This is a genomic window from Streptomyces sp. GQFP (assembly GCF_021545335.1).
Taxonomy (GTDB): domain Bacteria; phylum Actinomycetota; class Actinomycetes; order Streptomycetales; family Streptomycetaceae; genus Streptomyces.
This window is the reverse complement of the sequence record NZ_CP089312.1, coordinates 1,748,250-1,767,894: the sequence shown is the minus strand read 5'-3', so window position 1 is coordinate 1,767,894 and position 19,645 is coordinate 1,748,250. Positions and strand designations below refer to the sequence as shown.

Below are 19,645 nucleotides of genomic sequence, written 5' to 3'. Positions count from 1 at the left end.
TATCCACGTGGGAAGAGGGTTGGGGACGTGCCGGACGTGAAATGCCGTCCGGGGGAGAAGGAGGGGGTCACCATGGCACGACGCAGGGGGATTCGGCGACCGGGGCGGCTGCCGCGCCGGGGTGAGGCGGTGGACGCCGACCGGTTGCGGGAGTTGATAGCCGGGCAGGAGGCCGGAAGCGATGAACCCCTGTGCTTCGAGGGGCTGCGCGTGCGCGGCGAACTCGATCTCAGCCGACGTCGGCTCGACTTCGGACTGGCGCTGCTCGACTGCGAGTTCGACACTCCTCCGCAGTTGACCGAGCTCGCCGTTCGCAGCCTCGACCTCTCCGGCTCACGGATGCCCGCGCTGTACGCCGACCGTCTCGCCGTCGACGGCGAACTGCTGTTGCGAGGCGCCTGGTTGGGCCGGGGCGACGGCACGGAATCCCGGCCGCTGTCCGACCCGACCGCGCGTGCCAGCGGCACCCGGGGACCGCGGAGGGTCTGGGAGGGGCTGACCGCAGGCGTGCTCCAGCTCGCCGACGCGCGCATCGCGGGCAACCTCGTCCTCGTCGACCTGCGCGTGACCGAGGACTCCCTGTGGTCGCTGCTTGCTCCCCGCCTCTCCATCGGAGGCTCGCTGCACGCCCGGCAACTGCGCAGCTCGGGCGCCCTCTATCTGCGCGATGCGCGGGTCGCGTACTCCGTGAACCTCAACGGCGCCGAGGTCGGCGGCCTCGACGCCACCGAACTTGTGTGCGGGGGAGGTCTGTACGCCGACTGGGGATTCCGCAGCACGGGACAGGTGCTGTTGCGGGCGGCTGAGGTGAGCGGTGTGGCGACCTTCCACGACAGCGTCCTCACCGGGCCCGCGGGCTCACTCCATCTGAGCCGGCTGCGCGTGCCACGGCTCAGACTCGACCTGCGCGAACCGCCCGCCGGGCCGGTGGTGTTGCAGGACGCCACGGTCGACGTCCTCGTCGACTCCGCGGAGACCTGGCCGGCCGCCGGCGAACTCTTCCTGGAGGGCTTCACCTACAAGCGACTCGAATCCGCCCAGCAGGTCGACGTGCGCTCGCGCATCGGCTGGATCACCCGCGACGCACGTGTCGGGGCCGGCTCGTTCGAGCAACTGGCCAAGGCGTACGAGTCCGGCGGCGACGAACGCGCGGCACGCACCGTACGGCACGCCCGCGAACGGCAGTTGCGCCGCCACGACCGTCTCACCGGCCGCGTGTGGGGCGTGGTCCAGGACATGCTGTTCGGCTACGGATACGCGCCGCGCCGGGCACTGGTGTGGCTGCTGTCCCTCGCAGCCGCGGGGTCCCTGTGGTTCGCCCACCACCAGCCCCGTCCGGTCGGCGGAAACGGCCAACGGGCCTGGGATCCCGTGCTGTACAGCCTGGACCTCCTGATCCCCGTCGCGAGCCTGGGATACCGGGGGAGCTGGGATCCGGCGGGCGTCGACAAGGCGGTGGCGGTCGTACTGGTGGTGTCCGGCTGGGTGCTGGCCACCGCGGTGATCGCCGGTGCCCGGCGTGTCCTGGGACGGGGGTGAGGCGGCGTCCGTGACGGTACGCTGCCTCAGGGCCGCCGAGAGTGACGGGCAGCGATGCCGCGACGGCGCCGGGAAGCGACGGACCAGAGGGAGCCGATGGGGCGCGAGGAATACTGGGTGGCCATCGCCCGGGACGGCCTCCTGTGCGGCGCCGGGTTCTTCGTCACGCGGCACTTCGTGGTGACCCTGGTCGGCTGCGTGCGCGAACTGGCCCTGGGCGGCGCGGTGGAGCTGACGACCGCGGAAGGCCTCGGGCTCGGCGGTGTGGTGGACGAGATCGCCGAGGACGTGGGGCTCGCGCTGATCCATGTGATCGCGCCGGTGCGTGCCGACTATCCGACGCCACGGGCCGACCGTGCCGTCAAAGGGGACTTCTGGCAGGCCCCTTACCGGCCCGGCCCCCAACACCCGCCGCTCAGCGGCACGGTGGACGACGTCCTGCCCGACTGCCGTCGCGCCGGCGCCCACCGCGCACTGTCGGTCCTCGAACTCACCGTGGGCCCTCTGGCGACGACCGGGGCCGACTTCTACGCGGGTGGGCCCGTCGAGCGACGCGGAACCGGTGCGGAGGACGCGGTGCTGGGCGTCCTCCTGGAATCCGAGAGCGCACGAGGCCTACGGGGCGACCGAAGGGGATCGCTCGCGGCCGGGGACATCGGCGGTGTCATCGACGCCTTCGACGCGCTCAACCCGCACCGCATGCTGGGACTCCTCAGGGAGGGCGTACCCGAGGGACCCGCAGGGGAGCCGGGCCCAGGGCTTCCGCAGCCTTGGCCGTCCGGGCTGCCCGTGCCGGTCAGGCCGGGCGAAGCGCCCGGGGCGGTCGCTCCGGCCGAGGCGCACGGGGCGCCGACGCCGACCGGTTCGGCGCGGCGGCCCGGGCCGGTCGAATCGGCGGGCCCCGCATGGACTCCCGAGCCACCGGAAGAGCCCCATCGGCCCCGGCCGCCCGACGCGCCGGTCGGCGGAACCCGGCTGGCCGAAGTGGAGGCGACGGCTGCTGTCGTGGAGTTCGGACTGCGCAAGTTCCAGGACTGGGCGGCGGCAGGCATCGTCGACCCACGGGACCTGCCGCCCCATCAGATCGCCCTGCTCGACGAAGTGGTGCGAGTCGCCAAGGGGGAGGAAACGCGTGGTTGACTCCCTGGACGAGGCCGTCCGATGTGCCGAGGACGCGCTGCGGGACCTCGACGGCACGCGGTTCGAACGCGTGGCCAACCTGATGCGGTTTCTCGACATGAGCGCCGAGAACTGCCTGGCCGGCGGGAGGTGGGGCCCGGACACGGGCGCGGCGGGAGTACGCCTCGGCCGGCTGCTGCTCGAACTCGGGCTGCGCCAGGAGGCGGAGCGGATGTTCCGGCTGCTGTTCGAGGGGCTCGTCTCCCACGGTGTACCCGAGCCCGACTGGGGCGAACAGGGCGAGCCGTTCATCAACTGCCTCGGCGTCCTGGGCATCTCGCTCGGGCAGCAGGCGGACGCCCGCTCGGTGCTCGACTACGTACAGCAGTACTGCACGCCCTGCCTCTCGCCCGCCGCGGCGACCACACACGTCAACCTGGCCGCCGTCGAACTGAGCCTGGGCGATGTCGACTCCGCCGTCGACCACGCGCTCGCCGCACGTGCCCTGCTCGAACGGCTGCCCGAGCCCGAAGCCCCGGCGCTGCAGCCGCTCCACACAGTCCTGGACGCCGTCGAGCACCAACTCCTGGGCTTCGCACCGCAGTACGGCAACCACCCGGCCCGTGCCCTGTCGGCTCTCGCGGACCGCACGGGCCGTGTGCTCGACCGCCTCGACACCTCGGATCCACGCGCCTTCCTGACCGTCGTGAGCTTCGCCATGGTGCGGGCCGGAGCGGCCGTCGAGGCCGGGGACACCGAAGTCCTGGAGACCGTGGTGAAGGTCGTCGAGGTGGCCGCCCAGCGGCTGGCCACCCTGCTCGGCGCGGACCACCCCAAGGCGCTCGCCGTCCAGGCGGACCTGGCCGCCGTCCAGATCGAGGCCGCTCGCGCCGTGCGGTCGCCCGCCCGGCTGGACCGGGCCGTGCGGCTGCTCGGTGCGACGGCCCAGCGCCTTGAGGTCCGGCTGGGCGCCGCGCACCCCCGTACCGTGGGCGCGCTGACCAACCTGGCCGCGGCCCAGGTGGAGGCCGTACGCGCGCTGCCCGAGCCCGGGAAGGCGCGGCGCACTGCCGACGCCCTCGCCGAACGGGCCGAGCAGTTCAGCGAGTTGCTGGGCGCGAGGCACCCCGTGACGCGCCTGGTGAACGCCTCGGCCGTCACCTGCCACCGGATGGCCATGGGCGACGAGGGAGGACGCGACTTCGGCGGTACGACACTGGTACGGACGCTGGTGGACTCGGCGGCGGACTGGCGGGAGGACGGGGAGGCGTACCGGTCGTTCAGGGACGCGGTGAGCGCGGTGGGGCAGCCGCCTACGCCGAGGGACGGGGGGGTCTGGTTCCAGACGATGACCTTCCACGGTCCTGTGGTGCGGGTCGCACCGAGAAGTGAAGGCATCGCCCTCGGTTCCCTCGTCCGCGGCACCGTGGCCCGGTCCGACCAGCAGGGGATGGAGGTCGAGGTCGACGATATGCACCAAGGCCTCGTCCCTGTCAGTGAATTCCCCCGCGAAGTCGTGGAGGCCGGGTCCGTGAGGGAGGCCGTCGTCATCGGCCGCGAGCGAGTCGGCGAGGGCCGGCTGCTCCTCTCCATGAGGGAACCACTGCTCGAACAGGCCGCCCGACGCCGTCTCCTCGCGAGGGCAGTCGGCCTGCCGTCGGACGGTGCGACGGTCTCCGGCCTGGTCGTCGGAGTAGTCGACGGAGGTCTCGCGGTGGAGGTCGCGGACGAGATCGCATTCCTGCCGACGGTGGACATCGGGATGGAGCCGCTCTGGGACCTAGACCGATACGTGGGAAGGATCCTGGACGCCAAGGCGTGGATCCCTCCTTCCGGCTCCCTCGTTCTCTCCCGCCGTGCCTGGCTCGTGGAGGCGGATGCTCTGGCGCCCGAGGACTGGCTGGCCCATGTGCAGGTGGGACATGTGCGCACCGGTACGGTGCTGCGCGTTCGGTCGGAGGACGTCGCGGTGGACCTGGGGAGCTTCCTGGGCTTCCTCGACCGCACCGACTTCGGGCCGGTCCTCGTCCAGACCGGTGACGTGGTGACGGTCCGGGTCGCCTCGGTCGACCGGAGGAGAGGCGTGGTGTTCGTCGTGCTCCAGAGCAACCGAGGTATGCCCTGGCTGCGCTTTATGGAGACCCACCGTCCAGGGCTGATCGTCCGGGGCAAAGTCATCAGGATCGACCGCTCGGGGGTCTTCGTTCACGTGGCGGCCGGCGTCGTTGGACTGGCACGGATCGAGGAACTGGCCGTCGACCAGCTCCTAGGAGACGTGCCTACCGCCGTACCCGACGAAGAGATGTTCGTCAGGATCGTCGCGATCGACGCGGACCGGTGCCGGGTCGAGCTCTCGGCCCGGCAGGCCGACCAGGCCCTCGGGGCCGACCCGGAGGCTGCCGTGTGCGATCCTGAACTGTACGGCGGAGCAACCGACTTCCCGTCCGTCAGCATGAACGACACCGCGCGCTCGCTCTTCGAAGAGCACCAGCGAAGCGTCATCCAGCGGCAGCGACGCGCACCGGGCTGACGTCCGTCACCCCATCCTCAGCAGCCGGTTCACCGCCCGCCCGAACACATACCGAGCCGTCGACTCCAGCAGACGGTCGAACAGCGACGGCAGCAGGCGTACGCGCAACTCCTCGCGCCAGACCACCCGTGAGCGCCCGCCGGGGCCCGGGCGGACCTCGATCTCCGCCCAGCCCAGGACGACCCGGCCGCGTTTCTCCAGGCGGACGAGGCCCGGGGTGTCGTCCGTCGGGGGACGCCAGACGGTGACCTCCATACGGTCGTCGAAGGCGAGGGGGCCGATGCCCGAGCGGGCGACGAACACCGTGCCCTCGTGGGTCGGCGGCGCCGTGAGCACCGTGACGCGGGTGAGGGGGACCACGGAAGCGTGGCGGGGCCACTCCGTGAGCCGGCGCCAGGCCTCGTCGAGGGGGAGCGGCACCGTGCGTTCGAGGAGGAAGTTGACCACGGCACGATCGTAGGGAACCCGGCGGGCGGTACGGCACGATCCGGGGTCCCGCGACCCCTGTTCACAGGTGACTCACACAGATGGCCCAGTCGCGCATTCACGAGGTGACGTAGGACGGACACCGGCGGTCAATTCCTGTCGCGGCGGGGGACGGTGAGCCGCTACGCACTAACATTTGCCGCAGGAGTGGACAATCCGGCAATCCACCCACGCTCACGGGGAGTTGTTCGTCATGCCGCTGAAGACCTATGGCGTACTGATCGCACGGGCCGTCGACGCCCGTCGCGAGGGTTCCGCCAACACACCGCACTATCAGATCGAGTTGACGGACGATCAGGGCACGCACTACCGCGCTTCCGTCAACGTGAAGTCGCAGGAGCGGCCGAACGAACTGCTCTACCTCGTCGACGACGACCTCCGGCATCCTGTCACTGCCCGTCTGGCGGGTCTTGCGAGCGGCTGGAACAGCCTTCCGGCCGGGCCCGGCGGCCCGAACCTCGACTTCGTCCGGGGCAATCTCTTCGATCCGTCGAAGATGCGCGTCCTGCCGCCTGATGTGGCAGGCCCCGACAACGACCTCGCCGACCTCCTCGACCACTACGTCCGACGCGCGATCGACGACCCGGCCGCCCGTCTGTACGTCTTCGGCGAGCGCTGGGGGCCGGAGGCCGACGTCCGCGACAAGATCTTCGGCTTTCTGCCCGGCAACGGCGTCCACGACATCCATATGAACCAGGGCAACAGCCGCCGTTTCCAGGGCGACGACGGGGTCTGGCAGGACGGCGGGCTCCTCGTCCGCTTCCCGGGGCAGGAGCCCGCCCAGGAGCGGTGGGTCGCCGTCTTCCTCGCCTTCCAGAGCCAGAAGTGGCACACCGACGACAGCACCGGCCACGCCCTCCCGGGTACGGCTCCCGACACGGGGACGGACACCGGCGGTGGGCGTCCCGCACCGGGAACCCAGCCCATCCGGATCGTCGGCGCCCTCGTCAACCCGCGCGGCCCCGCCCCCGAGGCCGAGACGGTCACCCTCCTCAACGCATCCCCGGCCACCGTCGACCTCACCGGCTGGCGGCTCCTCGACCGGCTCGGCCACAGCAGCCCGCTGCCGCCGGTGCCGATCGCCGCGGGCGCCGCGCTCCCCGTCCTGCTCACCGGCGGCGCCCAACTCGGCAACCACGGCGGGGAGATCACCCTGCTGGACGCGGCCGGCCTCAAGGTGCACGGCGTCTCCTACACCGCCGAGGACGCCGGACGCGAGGGCTGGACAGTGGTGTTCTGAGCGGGGGACCGGGCGGGCGTGGTGGGCGGCACGGTTGTGCCCGGTCGACCGCTTCCGCCCCCGCACGGTGTACGGCAGCATGGGCGCGATCTCGTGACCCGTGACCTGTATCCCGTGACCTGTATCCCGTGATCTGTATCCCGGCCGGAGGGCGCCCGCGTGGACAGCCAACCGCACGACACACTCGACCAACCTGACGGAACACTCGGTCCATCCCACGACGCAGTCGACCAATCCCACGGCACAGCAGACCAACCGCACGGCACATCAGACCAACCGCACGACAAACTCGACGAGTTGCAGCGCGATCCCTATCCCCACTACACCCGCGCCCGCGACGCCCAGGGCCTGACCTTCGTCGCCGAACTCGACGCCTGGCTGGTCGCCCGGGACGCCGATGTACGTGAAGTGCTGCGCCGCGCCGAGGACTTCTCCTCGGCCGGTTCGCTGCGCCCCGACGTCATGCCGGCTCCCGCCGCCTTAGCCGTGCTGGGCGGCGGCTTCGGCGGGCGGCCCGTGGTCGTTGGCGCGGACGGGGACCAGCATCAGGAACTGCGTGCCCCGATCGTCCGGGGCCTCTCGCCCGCCAGGGTCGCCGCCGCCGTGCCGTACGCCGCCGAGCGTGCCGCCGCCCTGGTCGACGCGTTCATGAACGGCGGACGCAACGAAGACCGTGAACACAACCGTGAGCACAAGGGCGAGCACGTCGAGTTCATGTCCGCGTACGCCCGACGCCTGCCCGGAGACGTCATCGGCCGCATCGTCGGACTCGACCCCGTCGACATCCCGGCTGTCGTGCACGGCGGCTACCGCGCGGAGGAACTCCTCTTCCTGCCCTTGCCCGAGGACGAACAGATCGCCGTCGCCGAGGACGTGGTCGCGACCCAGCGCATCCTCGACCGGTACGCCCGCGCCCGGCACACCGAACCCCGCGAGGACCTCTGTACGGAGATCGTCGCGTCCGTCGCCCACGACGGAGGAGACACCGAACTCACCCTCGACCAGCGCCACGAAGCCGCCTCCCACCTCCAGAACCTGCTGATCGCCGGGCACCTCACCACCACCGCCCTCATCGGCACGACGGTCCTCCATCTGCTCCGGCACCCGGACCAGTGGGAGCTGCTGTGCGCCGAGCCGGACCGGATCCCGGCCGCCGTGGAGGAGGCCGCCCGGTACGACGCCGCGGTCCAGGGATTCCGCCGCGTCACCACCCGCCCGGTCACCCTCGCGGGCACCGAACTCCCGGCCGGGACAACGCTGTTCGTCGCCTTCGGCGCGGCCAACCGGGACGGTGTCCGGTATCCGGGCCCGGACGAGTTCGACATCACCCGCACCCCCGCCCGCCACCTCGCCTTCGGATTCGGCGCCCACGCCTGCCCCGGCTCCCAGCTCGCCCGGGAACAACTCCGCCTCACCCTGCGGGAGTTGACCAGCCGTCTGCCGGGCCTGCGACTGTCCGAGGACCACCCGGTCACGATGCGCCCGACGATGATCCACCGATCTCCGGAGAGCCTGCACCTGACCTGGTGACAGGACCGGTCGCGGACCCGGTGACCAACCGAGCGACCGGTGCACGGGTCTTGTTCTGACATCCGGATCTTCCCTAGGGTCCCTCAAAGGGGAGGGGAAGCGCTTTCTGGTGAAAGAGGTGACTCCAGGTCGCCGCCCGTGCGCTGGGCGTCGGCCGGGCGGCCTTCGAGGATGCCCTCGCCTACGCGCAGCAGCGTGAGTCGTTCGGCAAGCAGATCTGGCAGCACCAGTCCATCGGCAACTACCTCGCCGACATGGAGGCGGGCATGGCCAAGCTGTTCGCCTCGGAGACCGCGATGCAGATCACCCTCAACGCCGTCCGCATTCACTATGGTTATGGCTACTCCACCGAGTTCGATGTCGAACGCTACTTCCGCGACGCGCCGTTGATGATCGTCGGCGAGGGTACGAACGAGATCCAGCGGAACGTGATCGCGAGCCAGTTGGTGAAGCGGGGCGGACTCGACAGCTGAATCTGACTCGACGTCATGAACCCTGCCCCGTCTGTTCCCTGAGGCCGTAGAGGGCGAGGGAGGAGGTACCGGCGCGGATGGCGGCGAGGGCCCGTCGCGCGACAGCCACCCCCGCCCGCAGCGCAGCCACCGGATCCGGTGCCTCGTCCAGCTCGATGAGCACCGTGCTCGCGCCGGGTGTGCGGGACATCGCGTCGGCCCAGCCGGGCCAGTCCACGATGCCCGTGCCCAGTTCCGTCATGTAGGGCTGCTGCTGGGTGAACACCGTGTCGTCGATGGTGAGTTCGACGTCTATCGGCCGGACCGCGTCCTTCCAGTGCGCCAGTGCGATCCGCTGCGCGTGCCGACGCGCGACGGCCACCGGATCGCCGCCGCCGAGCGCGATGTGGCACGAGTCCGGGCACAGCCACACATAGCGCGGGTCGGTCAGCGCCATGAACAGGTCGATGTCCCGCTCGTACCAGAGCGTGCTGTTGGACTCCGTGTGGAAGGCGAGCCGCACGCCGTGCCGGGCGACCGCGTCGCCGACCGCGTGGGCGATGTCGGCCATCCGGGACATGTACGCGGCGTCGACGAAGAACGGCGGGCGCGTCCCGAACGTCGTCCGCATGGGCAGCCCGGCGATCAGCAGGTCCGCCCCGACCTCGGCGAGGAAGGCCGCGCGTCGCTCGGCGTCGGCGACGATCGCGGGCAGGTTGTCGCCCTGCCGCCAGTCGGGGGCGTCGCTCCCGGCGACGAAGGCGCTCACCACGCCCAGTCCCCGTGCCTCCAGCGCGCGCCGGAACGAGGACGCGCTGCCGAACGCCCGCAGGGCCGACTCGATGTCGCCGGGCGCGAAGGTCAGCTCGATACCGGTGACCCCGGCCTCGGCCAGCGCATCGAGTACCCGCGCCCAGAAGCCCCCGGGGTCGGCGAGTGCCAACTCCCGTACGGCGTCCGTGGTTTCGAGGCCCCAGAACGCCGGGTGGTAGAAGGTGATGACGTCGGTGGCGAACCGCGGTTCAGCGTGGGCGGTCGGCAGAGTCACTCCGCACCGCCACGGGCGTTGTAGACGACCACACCGTCGGCGTCGACGGCGTCCCGGTAGTTCCGGAACACGGCGAGCGCCTCCTCCCGCAGCACGTCCTGTACGACCTTGATGCCACGCGCCTCGAACTGCTCGGCCCAGTCCGCGCCCAGCGGACCCTCGTCGAACGTGGTGATCTCCTCCAGTTCCGGTCCCTCGCCCGCGACCACCAGACCACGCACCCCAGACCATAGGGTCGCGCCGTAACACTGCACGCACGGACGCCAGTTGACGACCAGCTCGTGCGCCGCCAGGCCGTCGCCGCCCAAGTCCCAGCCGCCGACGGCCGTTTGGGCCAGCCCGAGGGCGACGACCTCGGCGTGCGCGCTGGAGACACCGGAGGCGAGGACGACGTTCACGCCGACCGAGACGATCCGGCCGGTGTCCTGCTCGGCGACGAGCGCCGCGAACGGACCACCGTTGCCCTCACGCCAGTTGCGGTCCGCCAGCCGGTGCACGAGACGCATCCGGTCGTCGCGGTCCGGGACGACGCCGGGTACGTCCGCCAACTCGTCGTCGATCCAGGCCGGCAGCGCCACCCGGTATTCCCTCGCGATCTCGATCACGGTCCAACTCCCTTGCGAAGTACGGCGGTTCAGTAGAGGTCAGTGCGCGGTGAGCGCGGTGCGGTGTGCCGCGACGGCACGGGCCGCCCGTACGGCCGTCACCGCGCCCGTGAGGGTGACGTTGGCGGCCATCGCCGTGGGGATCACGCCGTTGCCGGCGAGGTACAGGTTGTCGAAGCCCCACACCCTGCCGTCCGGGTCGCACACGCTGGTGCCGTCGTCGGCCGTACCCGAGCGGACCGTACCGGTCACGTGCAGCGAGGAGCCGGGCGGCAGCAGCGCCGACTCGGTCGCCGGATCGAACGGGCCGAACTCCTCGGCGATCGCCCGGACTTCGTCCAGCGCGCGCCTGAGCAGTGCCCGGTCGGCGTCGGAGTAGTCGAACTCGACGCCTATGCGCGGCAGTCCCGCGAGGTCGGTGGCCGACTCCGAGAACACGAGCCGGTTCTCGGGGCGCGACTCCACGGGGACGTAGAGCGCGAGGCCCACGTTGTGGGCGAGGGGGCGGCCGGCCTCGTCCACGTACGTCCGGTTCATGATCTGACCGTGGAACGGCTGTGCCGCTCCGTTCCGCGGCAGCCAGAGCGAGTCCGTGCAGGACTCGCCGACGCGGGCCAGCGGCAGGGCGTCGAGGGCGATGCCGAACCGGTCGAGGTCGAGCAGCACTCGGCCGGTGACGAAGGCGTGCTCGTTGAGGTGGCGGCCCAGGGCGTCGGGGCGGATGCCCGAGGCGAACAGGAGCTGCGGGGTGCGCAGCGCGTCGGCGCACACCACCACGGTGTCGGCGCGGAGTTCGGACTCGGCGCCGTCGGTGACGCGCCGCAGCCGGGCGCCGGCGACCCGGCCGTCGTCCTCCGACACGATGAGCGAGGTCGCGAGGGTACCGGTGACCAGGGTGAACGCGGGGTCCCCGCCTGCCGCGATCGGAGGGAAGATCGTCCCCGGGGCGGTGCGTGGCAGCGGGCCCGAGGGCGTCGCGGTGACCGCCATGGGCATGGGCTGCGGACGCCGGTCGTGGGGTCCGGTGCCGTCGTAGCGCCGACGCAGGACGTCGAGGACCAGTTCACCGACCTCGGTCGGGCCGATCGGGGCGGGCGTGACCGCCAGCATCCGGTGGGCGGTGGCCAGATCGGCCGCCCAGCCGGCCGGGTCGCCGAAGTCGAACACCTCGTCCCCGGCGGGCCACGGCGTCGCGGCCGTCCAGTGCACCCCCATGCCGCCCGCGTTCCACGCGAGCGCCGTCGCGGGCATCGCCTCGGCGTCCTCGCCGAAGGCCAGCGCGTGGAACATGCCGGGCGTCAGAGCGTCGAGGCTGTCCGCGATCTCGCGCACCACCTCGGCGCCCAGGTACATGCCCTGGATGCCGCTGGTGACCTGCTCGTTGTAGCGCTCCCACAGGACCGGGTCGTCGACGTCGTGCAGATGCACACCAGGTGCCGTACCGATCGCCTCGCCGCCGTCGACCATCGTGATGCGCAGCGCCGGATCGGAGTCCCGCAGCAGCCGGGCCACGACGGCTCCCATGATGCCGCTGCCGACGACGAGGACATTGGTGTGGGGGGTGTCGGTCACAGTGAAGCTCCATGTCTTGTACAGCAGTTGGTGCCGAAGAAGGGCGTTATGCGCTGTGGACGAGGGGGCCGAACAGCTCGGTGTCCATGCGGTCGAGGGCCAGCTTGACGGCTCCGACGAGCGGGGCGTCGCGGCCCAGGATCGTGGCACGCAGTTCGACGGCGGGGTTGCGGGCCTCGCGCAGCGCCGCGCGCACTCGGGGCAGCAGCACGTCGGCCGCCTCCTCCAGGCCGCCGCCGAGCACGATGAGCGAGGGCGCGACGGTCCACGACAGGGTCGTGAGGATCGACGTGATGTGCTCCACGAGTTCGTCGACCTCGCCGAGCGCGGTCGCGTCACCCTCGCGGGCCGCCTCGAACCGGCCGAGCGCGACCGCGCGTTGGGCCGGATCGGGTGAGGTGAGCCAGGCCACCGGGTGGTTCTCGACCGAGTTCGCCGGGATCGAGGCCGCCTCGACGATCTCACCCGCGGCGCCGTCGAGACCCCGGTGCACGGCCCCTCGGATGAGGATGCCGAGTCCGGTCCTGTTCCCGAGCATCGCCCATACGACGTTGTCGTGGTCGCCGGCCACGCCCCGCCAACGCTCCGCGAGGGCACCGAGGTTGGTGTCGTTGTCCGCGAACCACGGTACCCGGATGCGTCGCGTGAGCTCCTCGGGCAGGTTCACGCCTTCCCACCGTGTCGTGTGGACCAGTCGGCGTACGACTCCGTCGTCGTCGATGGCACCGAGGCCCGCGACCGCGCCGGCCCGCAGCCGGTCCACCGACCCGCCCGCGTCGTCGAGTGCCTCCAGGACCAGCGCCGCCACGTCGTCCAGGGTGGCCTGGGGATCCTGGTAGGCGCGCAGCGGCCGGTGGGCCCGGCCGAGGATACGGCCGCGGACATCGGCGACGACCGCGGACGCGCCCGAGGTGGTGATCTGCGCCGCCGCCAACAGGGCGTGTTCGGCCCGCAGTTCGTACCGTCGTGCGGGGCGTCCCGCGGAGCCGCTCGTCGGTACGCGCTCCAACTCCGTCACCCAGCCCGCCTCGACGAGCGAGTCCAGGATGAGTTCGATGGTGCGGCGCGAGAGACCGGCCCGCTCGGCGAGCGCGGTGAGCGTCATCGGCTCGGCCGACACCGCCAACGCCCGCAGGATCACCGAGGTGTTGACGCGTCGGACCGCGGTCTGGTTCATGCCGTTCATCCCGGACCTCAGCACGCCTCCACCACCCCGGACACCGCCCGTACGACGGGATCGAACACGCCCGTGGTGTCGGCCACGATCGCCGCGCCGGGCCGACCGTACTCGCGCGCCGGATCCCCCGGCCCACCGGTCGCCCGCGCCCAGCCCGGCTCCCGGCCGTGGACGAAGCCGACGAGATCGGTGTGCATGGCGGTGGCCAACTCCATGGGCGGGTACGGCCCGAGCGCCTCCGCGCAGCCCGGTGCGTCGAGCAGGTCGAAGAAGAACGGGATGTCCACGCAGTGCGCGGCGCCGCCGAGCGCGGGGGAGGGCCACTCGAAGGAGTACAGCCAGGTACCGGCGTCCGCGTCACGACGCGCCGCCGCCACGCGTGGACGGGCGGCGCGGAACAGGGTGTCCGTCACCCGGGTGCCCGCCGCGCGGGCGGCGGCGAGTTCGGCGGGGCTGTACGGGCTCGGGTGCGCGTTCTCCGGTGCGGCACCGCAGTCGAACTCGTCGCCCGTCGCGCCGAGCAGCAGAGGTACGTCGTGTCCGTGCCGCGTGAGTCCGTCGGCGACCGGCACCGGCAGGATGTCGTCGCCGACGATCGGGCTGAACGGGAGGATGCCGGCGCCGAGTTCGTCCCGCAGGGCGACCACGGCTTCCTGGAGTTGCTCCTCGGTACGGCTGCCGAACCCGGCCAGTGTCGACGGCACGCCCACCCGCTCCCCGAGCCGCTCGACGAACTCGCGGGCCCCGTCTCCGTCCCCGTCGAAGAGGCCGCCGGACAGGCTGACCGCCCGCTGGAAGAGGCCGCTCGCGGTGGGCGACGAGAGCAGCGCGAGCACCGCCGCGCCCCCGGCCGACTGACCCGCGACGGTGACCCGGCCCGGATCACCGCCGAACGCGCCGATGTTCTCCTGGACCCAGTCGAGTGCGAGCAGCAGGTCGCGCAGACCGAGGTTGGTGGGTACGCCGTCCAGCGGGGCGAATCCGTCGACGCCCAGCCGGTAGCCGACGGTGACGCAGACGACGCCGTCCCGGGCGAAGGAACGGCCGTCGTACCAGGGACTCGCCGGGCTGCCCGCGAGGAAGCCGCCACCGTGGATCCACACCAGGACCGGGCAGGGCACGTGATCGTCGGCGGGAGCCGGGGCGACGACGGAGAGGTTCAGGATGTCGTCGCCGGGCACCGACGGCTCCGGAATCGTGGTCGTGGGGAACAGCGGAACGCGCTGCGAGGTGGGCCCGGGCCGGGACGCGTCGAACGGCTCCGGGAACCGGTCGCGTCGGACCGGCGCCGCGAACCGCCGTACGCCGGTGGGCTGTTGGGCGTACGGGATGCCGAGGAAGCGCTGTACGGGGCCGGTGCGACGGCCGACGACGGGACCGGCGGGGGAGTACACGGTGACGGCGATGTCGGCGGCGTCGTCCATGGCGGTCACCGCATTCCCGATCCGGAGATGCCCTGGACGAAGTAGCGCTGGAGGAAGAGGAAGAGCACCAGTACCGGCAGCATCACGACGATCGCGCCGGCGAGCAGCAGGCCGTAGTCGGTGACGTGGGCGGCGGCCTGGCTGGTCGCGGCGAGGCCCACCGGGAGCGTGTAGGTGTCCATGCTCTGGGCGACGATGAGCGGCCAGATGAAGTTGTTCCACGAGGTGAGGAACGACATGATCGTGATCGTCGCGACCGCCGGGCCGGCCAGTGGCAGGAAGATGCGGAAGAAGATCCGGAACTCGCCCGCGCCGTCGATCCGCGCCGCCTCCAGCAGCTCGTCGGGGACGGACATCGCGTACTGCCGCATGATGAACACCGACAGCGGCAACGCGACGCCGGGCAGGGCGATTCCGGTCAGGGTGTCCGCGAGCCCCATGTCCACGGTGAGTACGAACTGCGGGACGAACACCGTGGTCAGCGGCACCATCATCGCAGCCATCACCGCGCCGAACGCGAGCCGTTTGCCCGCGAATTCGAGCTTGGCGAGCGCGTAACCGGCGGCGGATGCGGCCACGATGTTGCCGGCCACCACGAGGGCCGCGACCACGACACTGTTGGCGAGGAACTGCCCGAAACCCTCGGTCCGGAACAGCCGGGTGAAGTTGTCGAGGGTGACGTGGTGCGGGAGCCAGGCGCCGGGGTCGGAGCGGATCTCGTCGAGGCTGCGCAGCGAGCCGCTGGCCACCCAGACGAACGGGAGCAGGGTGAGCAGCGCGCAGACCACCAGCGCGCCGTACAGCAGCGGCCGGGAGAGGGAGCGTCGGGGCGCGGCGGCCAGGTCGGTGGTCGCGTGGGCGTTCGCCGGTGCGGTGAGGGCGGTCATGAGCGGGACCTCAGCAGTCGGAACTGGACGATGCTCACCAGGGCCACCAGCAGCAGCATCACGAAGGACGCGGCCGAGGAGACCCCGAACTCGCCCGAGCCGAACTGGCGGTAGGTGTACAGCGCCATCGACTCGGTGGAGCCCAACGGGCCGCCGTTGGTCAACAGATAGGGCTCGTCGAAGACTTGGAGATAGAAGACGGTCAGCAGCACCGACACCATGAGGGTGGTCGGCAGCAGCAGGGGCAGGGTGATGTGCCTCAACTGCCGCCAGCGGCCCGCCCCGTCGAGGGCGGCGGCCTCGTACACGTCCTGCGGGATCGCCTGCAGCCCGGCGAGGAACAGCACCATCGCGGTACCGAAGTTGCGCCAGATGCCGAGCAGGATGACGACGGGCATCGCCAGGTTCTGGTCGTCCAGCCAGTTCGGCCCGGCGAGGCCGACCGCGCCGAGCACCTTGTTGACGGTGCCGTCGGCGTTGAAGGCGTACTGCCAGATCAGGGCCACCGCCACGACGTTGGTGACGACCGGCGCGAAGAAGACCGTACGGAACACCCCGCGCAGCCGCCGGATACCGGAGTTCAACGCGACGGCCAGCGCGAATCCGAGCCCCATCGTCAGCGGCACACCGACCACCACGAAGACGGCGGTGTTGAGGATGTCCCGCAGGAAGCTCTCGTCCTGGAACAGCCGGAGATAGTTGTCCAGGCCCGTGAAGTTGACCGCGAACGGGTGCCGCAGATCCGCGCCCCGGAGGTCGGTGAGGCTGAAACCGAGCGCGGCGACGGTGGGGATCGCCGTGTAGAGGAGGAACACGACACCGAACGGCGCGAGGAACAGCCAGGCGACGGCGGTTCGCCGACCGCCCCGGGTGCTCCGGGCGCCCCGGGAGCGGCGCGCTCGGCGCGGCGCCCCCGGACTGATGGTGGTCATCGTCGGCGGCTCACTTCGTGCCCGTGCCGAGGCTCTCGGCGTACGACTGGACGTTCGCCGCCGCCTTCTCGGCGGTCTCCGTTCCCTTGGCCACGGCCTCCATCTCCTTGCCGAGCCGCGTCGCGACCTGCTGCCAGGTGCTCACCTGGGGGAACGCCTCGGTGTTCTTCAGCTGGGTGAGGAAGGCGTCGAGGAGCGGCTGGTCCGCGATCGCCGGGTCTTCCCAGGCGGAGATGACCGCCGGCAGCGAGCTGTATGCCTTGTACTGCGCGACCTGCGTGCTCGGCTCCGCCAGATACCGGACCAGCTTCCACGACGCGTCCGCGTCGCCATCACCCGCGAGGACGCCCCAACTTCCCCCGGCGGAGAAGGACTTGCTGCCCGAGGACCCGGCGGGCAGCGGCGCGGTGGCGACATTGGCGGCCGTCCAGCCGTCCTTCTTCGCGGCGGTGTCGAGCTGGCCGACGACCCACGGTCCGGTGATCATCATGGCGGTCTTCCCGGACACGAAGTACGGCTGCGCGTCCAGGAACGTGGGCCCGCTGGTGTCGGCCACGCCGGAGGTGAAGAACGACGCGTTGTACTGGAGCGCGTCGACCGTCGCCGGAGTGTCGAGGGTCCATTTCCCGGCGGAGGAGAGCAGCGAGCCGCCGGCCTGCCAGGCGTACATCGCGACGTCCTGGCCGTTGAAGATGTCCCAGCCGATGTCGGCCCCGAGGCCGCGCTTGGTGCCCGCGCCCTGGAGCGCCTTGAGGAACGGCACCGTCTCGTCCCACTTGGTCGGCGCGCTCACGCCGGCCTTCTTGGCGAGGTCGGCGCGGTAGACGAGCGCGTACGTGTAGGCGTACCAGGGCACCGTGTAGGCGACCTCCCCGGCCACCCCCGCGGCCCAGAGACTCTCGAAGAAGGCCGATTTGTCGACGAGGCCGTCCGGGACGGGCCGGAGGATCGCCGGGTCGAGGAACTGCGCCTGCGACTCGGGGAAGAACTGGGCGACATCGGGCCCCTTGCCCGCCGCGATCGCCGACTGGAGCTTGGTGTAGTACTCGCCGTTCGGTATCAGGGTCAGCTTCACGGTGACGTCCGGGTTCGCGGCCTTGAAGGGCTTGATGACCTTGTCGAGCACGTCGGCGTCGCCCTGGGCGGCCCAGACGGTGACAGTGCCGGTGGCCGGGGAGCTGTCGACGGGTTCGGCGGCGGTTGTCGCGGCGGCGGTGTCGTCGCTGCGTCCACAGCCCGTGAGGGCGAAGGCGCCCGCGAGAGCGAGGCCCGCGGTCAGCTTCAGGGCGCCGCGTCGGGAGGGTATGGACACTCGGGGCTCCTGTGCAGGGGTTGTGCTGGTGGCTGGTGGCTGTGGCTGGTGGCGAAAAGGTATGAGCGAGGTATTTCGGTCGAGTGGCACTGCCGTCACGAATAATTTCGGAACTTGTAGCGAAATCTATTTATGGCGATTTATGGCATTTGAGAGGGAATGGTCGAGCGGAAAAGAGGTGGCGGACCGCGGCCGGAGGTCGGTACGGTCCCGCACGATGACTACTGACTCCGTTGACAGATCGGGGGTCCCGTCCGCGCAAGGTGAGTGCTGATGCTCACTCGCCACGCGTCCGGGGACACCCACCTCTCTTATTGGCCGCGCGTACGACAGTTCGCCGTGCCTCCGTCCATGATCGAGACCGCGACCGCGCGCCGTCTGGCCGGGGACTGGGCGGGCGCGTGTGCCGTCGCGGGCGTCGACGTCGATCTGCACCCACGGTCCGTGGCCCGCACCCACGGCCGCGAACTCGCCGCCCAACTCCGCGCCGATCTACGCCACTTGGCACCAGACCTGCTGCGCTGGCACCTGCCGAGGATCGCCCCCGACGGACTCCTGCGCCCGGGCCTGACGATCAGCCTGGCCCGGTACGACGCCACCGGGCACCCCGGCGCCCACTCGGTGCACCTCGTGGCCCGGACCCCACCCGCCTGGGCGGACGCCGGCCAGCGAATCAGCCTCACGCTGTGGGACGGCTCCCTCGGCGCGCACGGCTCCTGCGGCGCGCACGGCTCCTGCGGCGCGCACGGCTCCTGCGGCTCCCTCGCCTCCCATGCCGTTGCGGGCGCCCGCCGCCATCCGCACCCCCACCCCAGCCGACGGTTCCGCCTCGACCTGCACCGCCACCTCTGGGACGCGCGCAGAACCGATGAGCTGCGGACCCGGTCCGGGGCCGACCGGCCGCCCGACGGCGACGGTCCCGCAGCGGCCCCGGATCCGCTGGACCGGGCGCCGCGGGGGCGCCGCTGTGCCGTGGACCGGTGGGCGGCCGAGGCGGAGCTGCTGCTCGACGCCGACGGACGGTCCACCGGCACCGGCACCGGACATGGCGGGGGCGCGGTCACCGTACGGTTCGGGGCCCGGCGCCGATTGCTCCTGGAGCTGGTCGCGGCCCCGGACGGCGGCGGCCCGCCCGCGCTGCGGATCACGGAGGCGCTCAAGGCCGGCCACGCCTCCGGACTGCCGGTCCTGCCCGACGCGGCGACCTGGGTACTGCCCGACCTGGAGCTGCTCCGGACCGGCGCGATCGAGGTGGACCGGCTGCACCCGCTGGTCGCCTCGGCACTCGTACCGGACCGTCCGCCGACCGGCCCGCCCCGGATCCCGGACCGACCGGGCGAACCGCGCCTCGTGGAGTGCCGGGGCGCCCGGCACCGGATCGGCCTGGTCGACGGGGTGCTCGCCCCGCTGGACCACGACCCCGCCGAGCTCCGCCGGGAGGAACTCCTGGCCGAGCTGACCGGCACCCCGATGCCCTGTCTGCGGGCCATCGACGAGGCCCACCGCCACCCGGACTGCCTCACCGGCGTCCGCGAGCGCCTGGACCACGGCGACATCGCCGGTGCGCTGGCCGTCGTAGAAGGACTGCTGGGGCCCGAAGCGGTGCTGCGCGGCGGTGCCCTGCGTGACGAACTGGAGCGGGCCGCCGAGCGGCGGATCACGTACGGACTGTTCAGGGCGGGCCTGACCGGAGCCGGGCCGGCACCTGGATCCGGGGGCCGCTGCACGAACGGCCGCCGTCGAACTCACTGAGAGTCGCCCCAAACCCCCTTGTATTGCTGGCTAATTACTA

The 19,645-nt window shown here is 71.6% G+C and carries 15 protein-coding genes and 1 pseudogene; 7 read left to right on the top strand and 9 right to left on the bottom strand.

Annotation, left to right across the window (positions count from 1 at the left end; translation table 11 throughout):
• Positions 1-72 precede the first annotated feature (72 nt).
• The 3 genes from LUX31_RS07780 (at position 73) to LUX31_RS07770 (ending at position 5,188) form a co-directional block, all read left to right on the top strand.
• The gene (locus LUX31_RS07780; RefSeq protein ID WP_235474039.1) at positions 73-1,539 is read left to right on the top strand and encodes a hypothetical protein; all 1,467 of its coding nucleotides are present in this window, start codon (positions 73-75) and stop codon (positions 1,537-1,539) included.
• A gap of 96 nt (positions 1,540-1,635) precedes the next feature.
• Positions 1,636-2,679, top strand: coding sequence for a hypothetical protein (locus LUX31_RS07775; RefSeq protein WP_235474038.1), 1,044 nt, complete (start codon positions 1,636-1,638; stop codon positions 2,677-2,679).
• A complete protein-coding gene (locus LUX31_RS07770; RefSeq protein ID WP_235474037.1) occupies positions 2,672-5,188 on the top strand; it encodes a hypothetical protein in 2,517 nt (838 codons plus the stop codon). Before LUX31_RS07775 ends, LUX31_RS07770 begins: the two co-directional genes overlap by 8 nt.
• Before the next feature lie 6 nt (positions 5,189-5,194).
• Here LUX31_RS07770 and LUX31_RS07765 read toward each other — a convergent pair whose 3' ends face one another.
• The gene (locus LUX31_RS07765; protein WP_235474036.1) at positions 5,195-5,635 is read right to left on the bottom strand and encodes an SRPBCC family protein; all 441 of its coding nucleotides are present in this window, start codon (positions 5,633-5,635) and stop codon (positions 5,195-5,197) included.
• Between the two features lie 232 nt (positions 5,636-5,867).
• Here LUX31_RS07765 and LUX31_RS07760 point away from each other — a divergent pair, with 232 nt between their 5' ends.
• The 3 genes and pseudogenes from LUX31_RS07760 to LUX31_RS07750 all read left to right on the top strand — a co-directional run.
• Positions 5,868-6,914, top strand: a complete 1,047-nt coding sequence (locus LUX31_RS07760) for a DUF2278 family protein (protein ID WP_235474035.1) — start codon at positions 5,868-5,870, stop codon at positions 6,912-6,914.
• 297 nt (positions 6,915-7,211) lie between these two features.
• Positions 7,212-8,444, top strand: coding sequence for a cytochrome P450 (locus tag LUX31_RS07755; protein WP_235474034.1), 1,233 nt, complete (start codon positions 7,212-7,214; stop codon positions 8,442-8,444).
• A gap of 122 nt (positions 8,445-8,566) precedes the next feature.
• Positions 8,567-8,917: pseudogene (locus LUX31_RS07750) on the top strand (acyl-CoA dehydrogenase family protein); the annotation flags it as partial.
• Positions 8,918-8,930: 13 nt separating this feature from the next.
• Here LUX31_RS07750 and LUX31_RS07745 read toward each other — a convergent pair.
• Genes LUX31_RS07745 through LUX31_RS07710 form a run of 8 tightly spaced genes read right to left on the bottom strand, consistent with a single transcriptional unit; the run spans position 8,931 to position 17,853 of the window.
• The gene (locus tag LUX31_RS07745; protein WP_235474033.1) at positions 8,931-9,944 is read right to left on the bottom strand and encodes a sugar phosphate isomerase/epimerase family protein; all 1,014 of its coding nucleotides are present in this window, start codon (positions 9,942-9,944) and stop codon (positions 8,931-8,933) included.
• Positions 9,941-10,549, bottom strand: a complete 609-nt coding sequence (locus LUX31_RS07740) for a nucleoside deaminase (protein WP_235474032.1) — start codon at positions 10,547-10,549, stop codon at positions 9,941-9,943. The genes LUX31_RS07745 and LUX31_RS07740 overlap by 4 nt, the downstream gene beginning before the upstream one ends.
• A gap of 39 nt (positions 10,550-10,588) precedes the next feature.
• Positions 10,589-12,121 (bottom strand): GMC oxidoreductase, encoded by a 1,533-nt coding sequence (locus tag LUX31_RS07735; protein ID WP_235474031.1) that lies wholly within the window; start codon positions 12,119-12,121, stop codon positions 10,589-10,591.
• A 46-nt stretch (positions 12,122-12,167) separates the two neighbouring features.
• A complete protein-coding gene (locus LUX31_RS07730; protein ID WP_235474030.1) occupies positions 12,168-13,298 on the bottom strand; it encodes an ROK family transcriptional regulator in 1,131 nt (376 codons plus the stop codon).
• 17 nt (positions 13,299-13,315) lie between these two features.
• The gene (locus tag LUX31_RS07725; protein WP_235479831.1) at positions 13,316-14,722 is read right to left on the bottom strand and encodes a carboxylesterase family protein; all 1,407 of its coding nucleotides are present in this window, start codon (positions 14,720-14,722) and stop codon (positions 13,316-13,318) included.
• Between the two features lie 5 nt (positions 14,723-14,727).
• On the bottom strand, positions 14,728-15,609 hold the full coding sequence (locus LUX31_RS07720; protein WP_235474029.1) for a carbohydrate ABC transporter permease: 882 nt from the start codon (positions 15,607-15,609) through the stop codon (positions 14,728-14,730).
• Positions 15,606-16,541, bottom strand: coding sequence for a carbohydrate ABC transporter permease (locus tag LUX31_RS07715; RefSeq protein ID WP_235474028.1), 936 nt, complete (start codon positions 16,539-16,541; stop codon positions 15,606-15,608). The genes LUX31_RS07720 and LUX31_RS07715 overlap by 4 nt, the downstream gene beginning before the upstream one ends.
• A gap of 10 nt (positions 16,542-16,551) precedes the next feature.
• Complete coding sequence (locus LUX31_RS07710) at positions 16,552-17,853, bottom strand: extracellular solute-binding protein (RefSeq protein ID WP_235474027.1); 1,302 nt, start codon at positions 17,851-17,853, stop codon at positions 16,552-16,554.
• Positions 17,854-18,126: 273 nt separating this feature from the next.
• Here LUX31_RS07710 and LUX31_RS07705 point away from each other — a divergent pair, with 273 nt between their 5' ends.
• The gene (locus LUX31_RS07705) at positions 18,127-19,605 is read left to right on the top strand and encodes a hypothetical protein (protein WP_235474026.1); all 1,479 of its coding nucleotides are present in this window, start codon (positions 18,127-18,129) and stop codon (positions 19,603-19,605) included.
• Positions 19,606-19,645: the final 40 nt, after the last annotated feature.

Excerpts from the sequence above, each read along its gene's own strand:
- LUX31_RS07780 (WP_235474039.1), top strand. The coding sequence starts at position 73 with ATGGCACGACGCAGGGGGATTCGGCGACCGGGGCGGCTGCCGCGCCGG.
- LUX31_RS07775 (WP_235474038.1), top strand. The coding sequence starts at position 1,636 with ATGGGGCGCGAGGAATACTGGGTGGCCATCGCCCGGGACGGCCTCCTG.
- LUX31_RS07760 (WP_235474035.1), top strand. The coding sequence starts at position 5,868 with ATGCCGCTGAAGACCTATGGCGTACTGATCGCACGGGCCGTCGACGCC.
- LUX31_RS07730 (WP_235474030.1), bottom strand. The coding sequence starts at position 13,298 with ATGAACCAGACCGCGGTCCGACGCGTCAACACCTCGGTGATCCTGCGG.
- LUX31_RS07725 (WP_235479831.1), bottom strand. The coding sequence starts at position 14,722 with ATGGACGACGCCGCCGACATCGCCGTCACCGTGTACTCCCCCGCCGGT.
- LUX31_RS07720 (WP_235474029.1), bottom strand. The coding sequence starts at position 15,609 with ATGACCGCCCTCACCGCACCGGCGAACGCCCACGCGACCACCGACCTG.
- LUX31_RS07715 (WP_235474028.1), bottom strand. The coding sequence starts at position 16,541 with ATGACCACCATCAGTCCGGGGGCGCCGCGCCGAGCGCGCCGCTCCCGG.
- LUX31_RS07705 (WP_235474026.1), top strand. The coding sequence starts at position 18,127 with ATGCTCACTCGCCACGCGTCCGGGGACACCCACCTCTCTTATTGGCCG.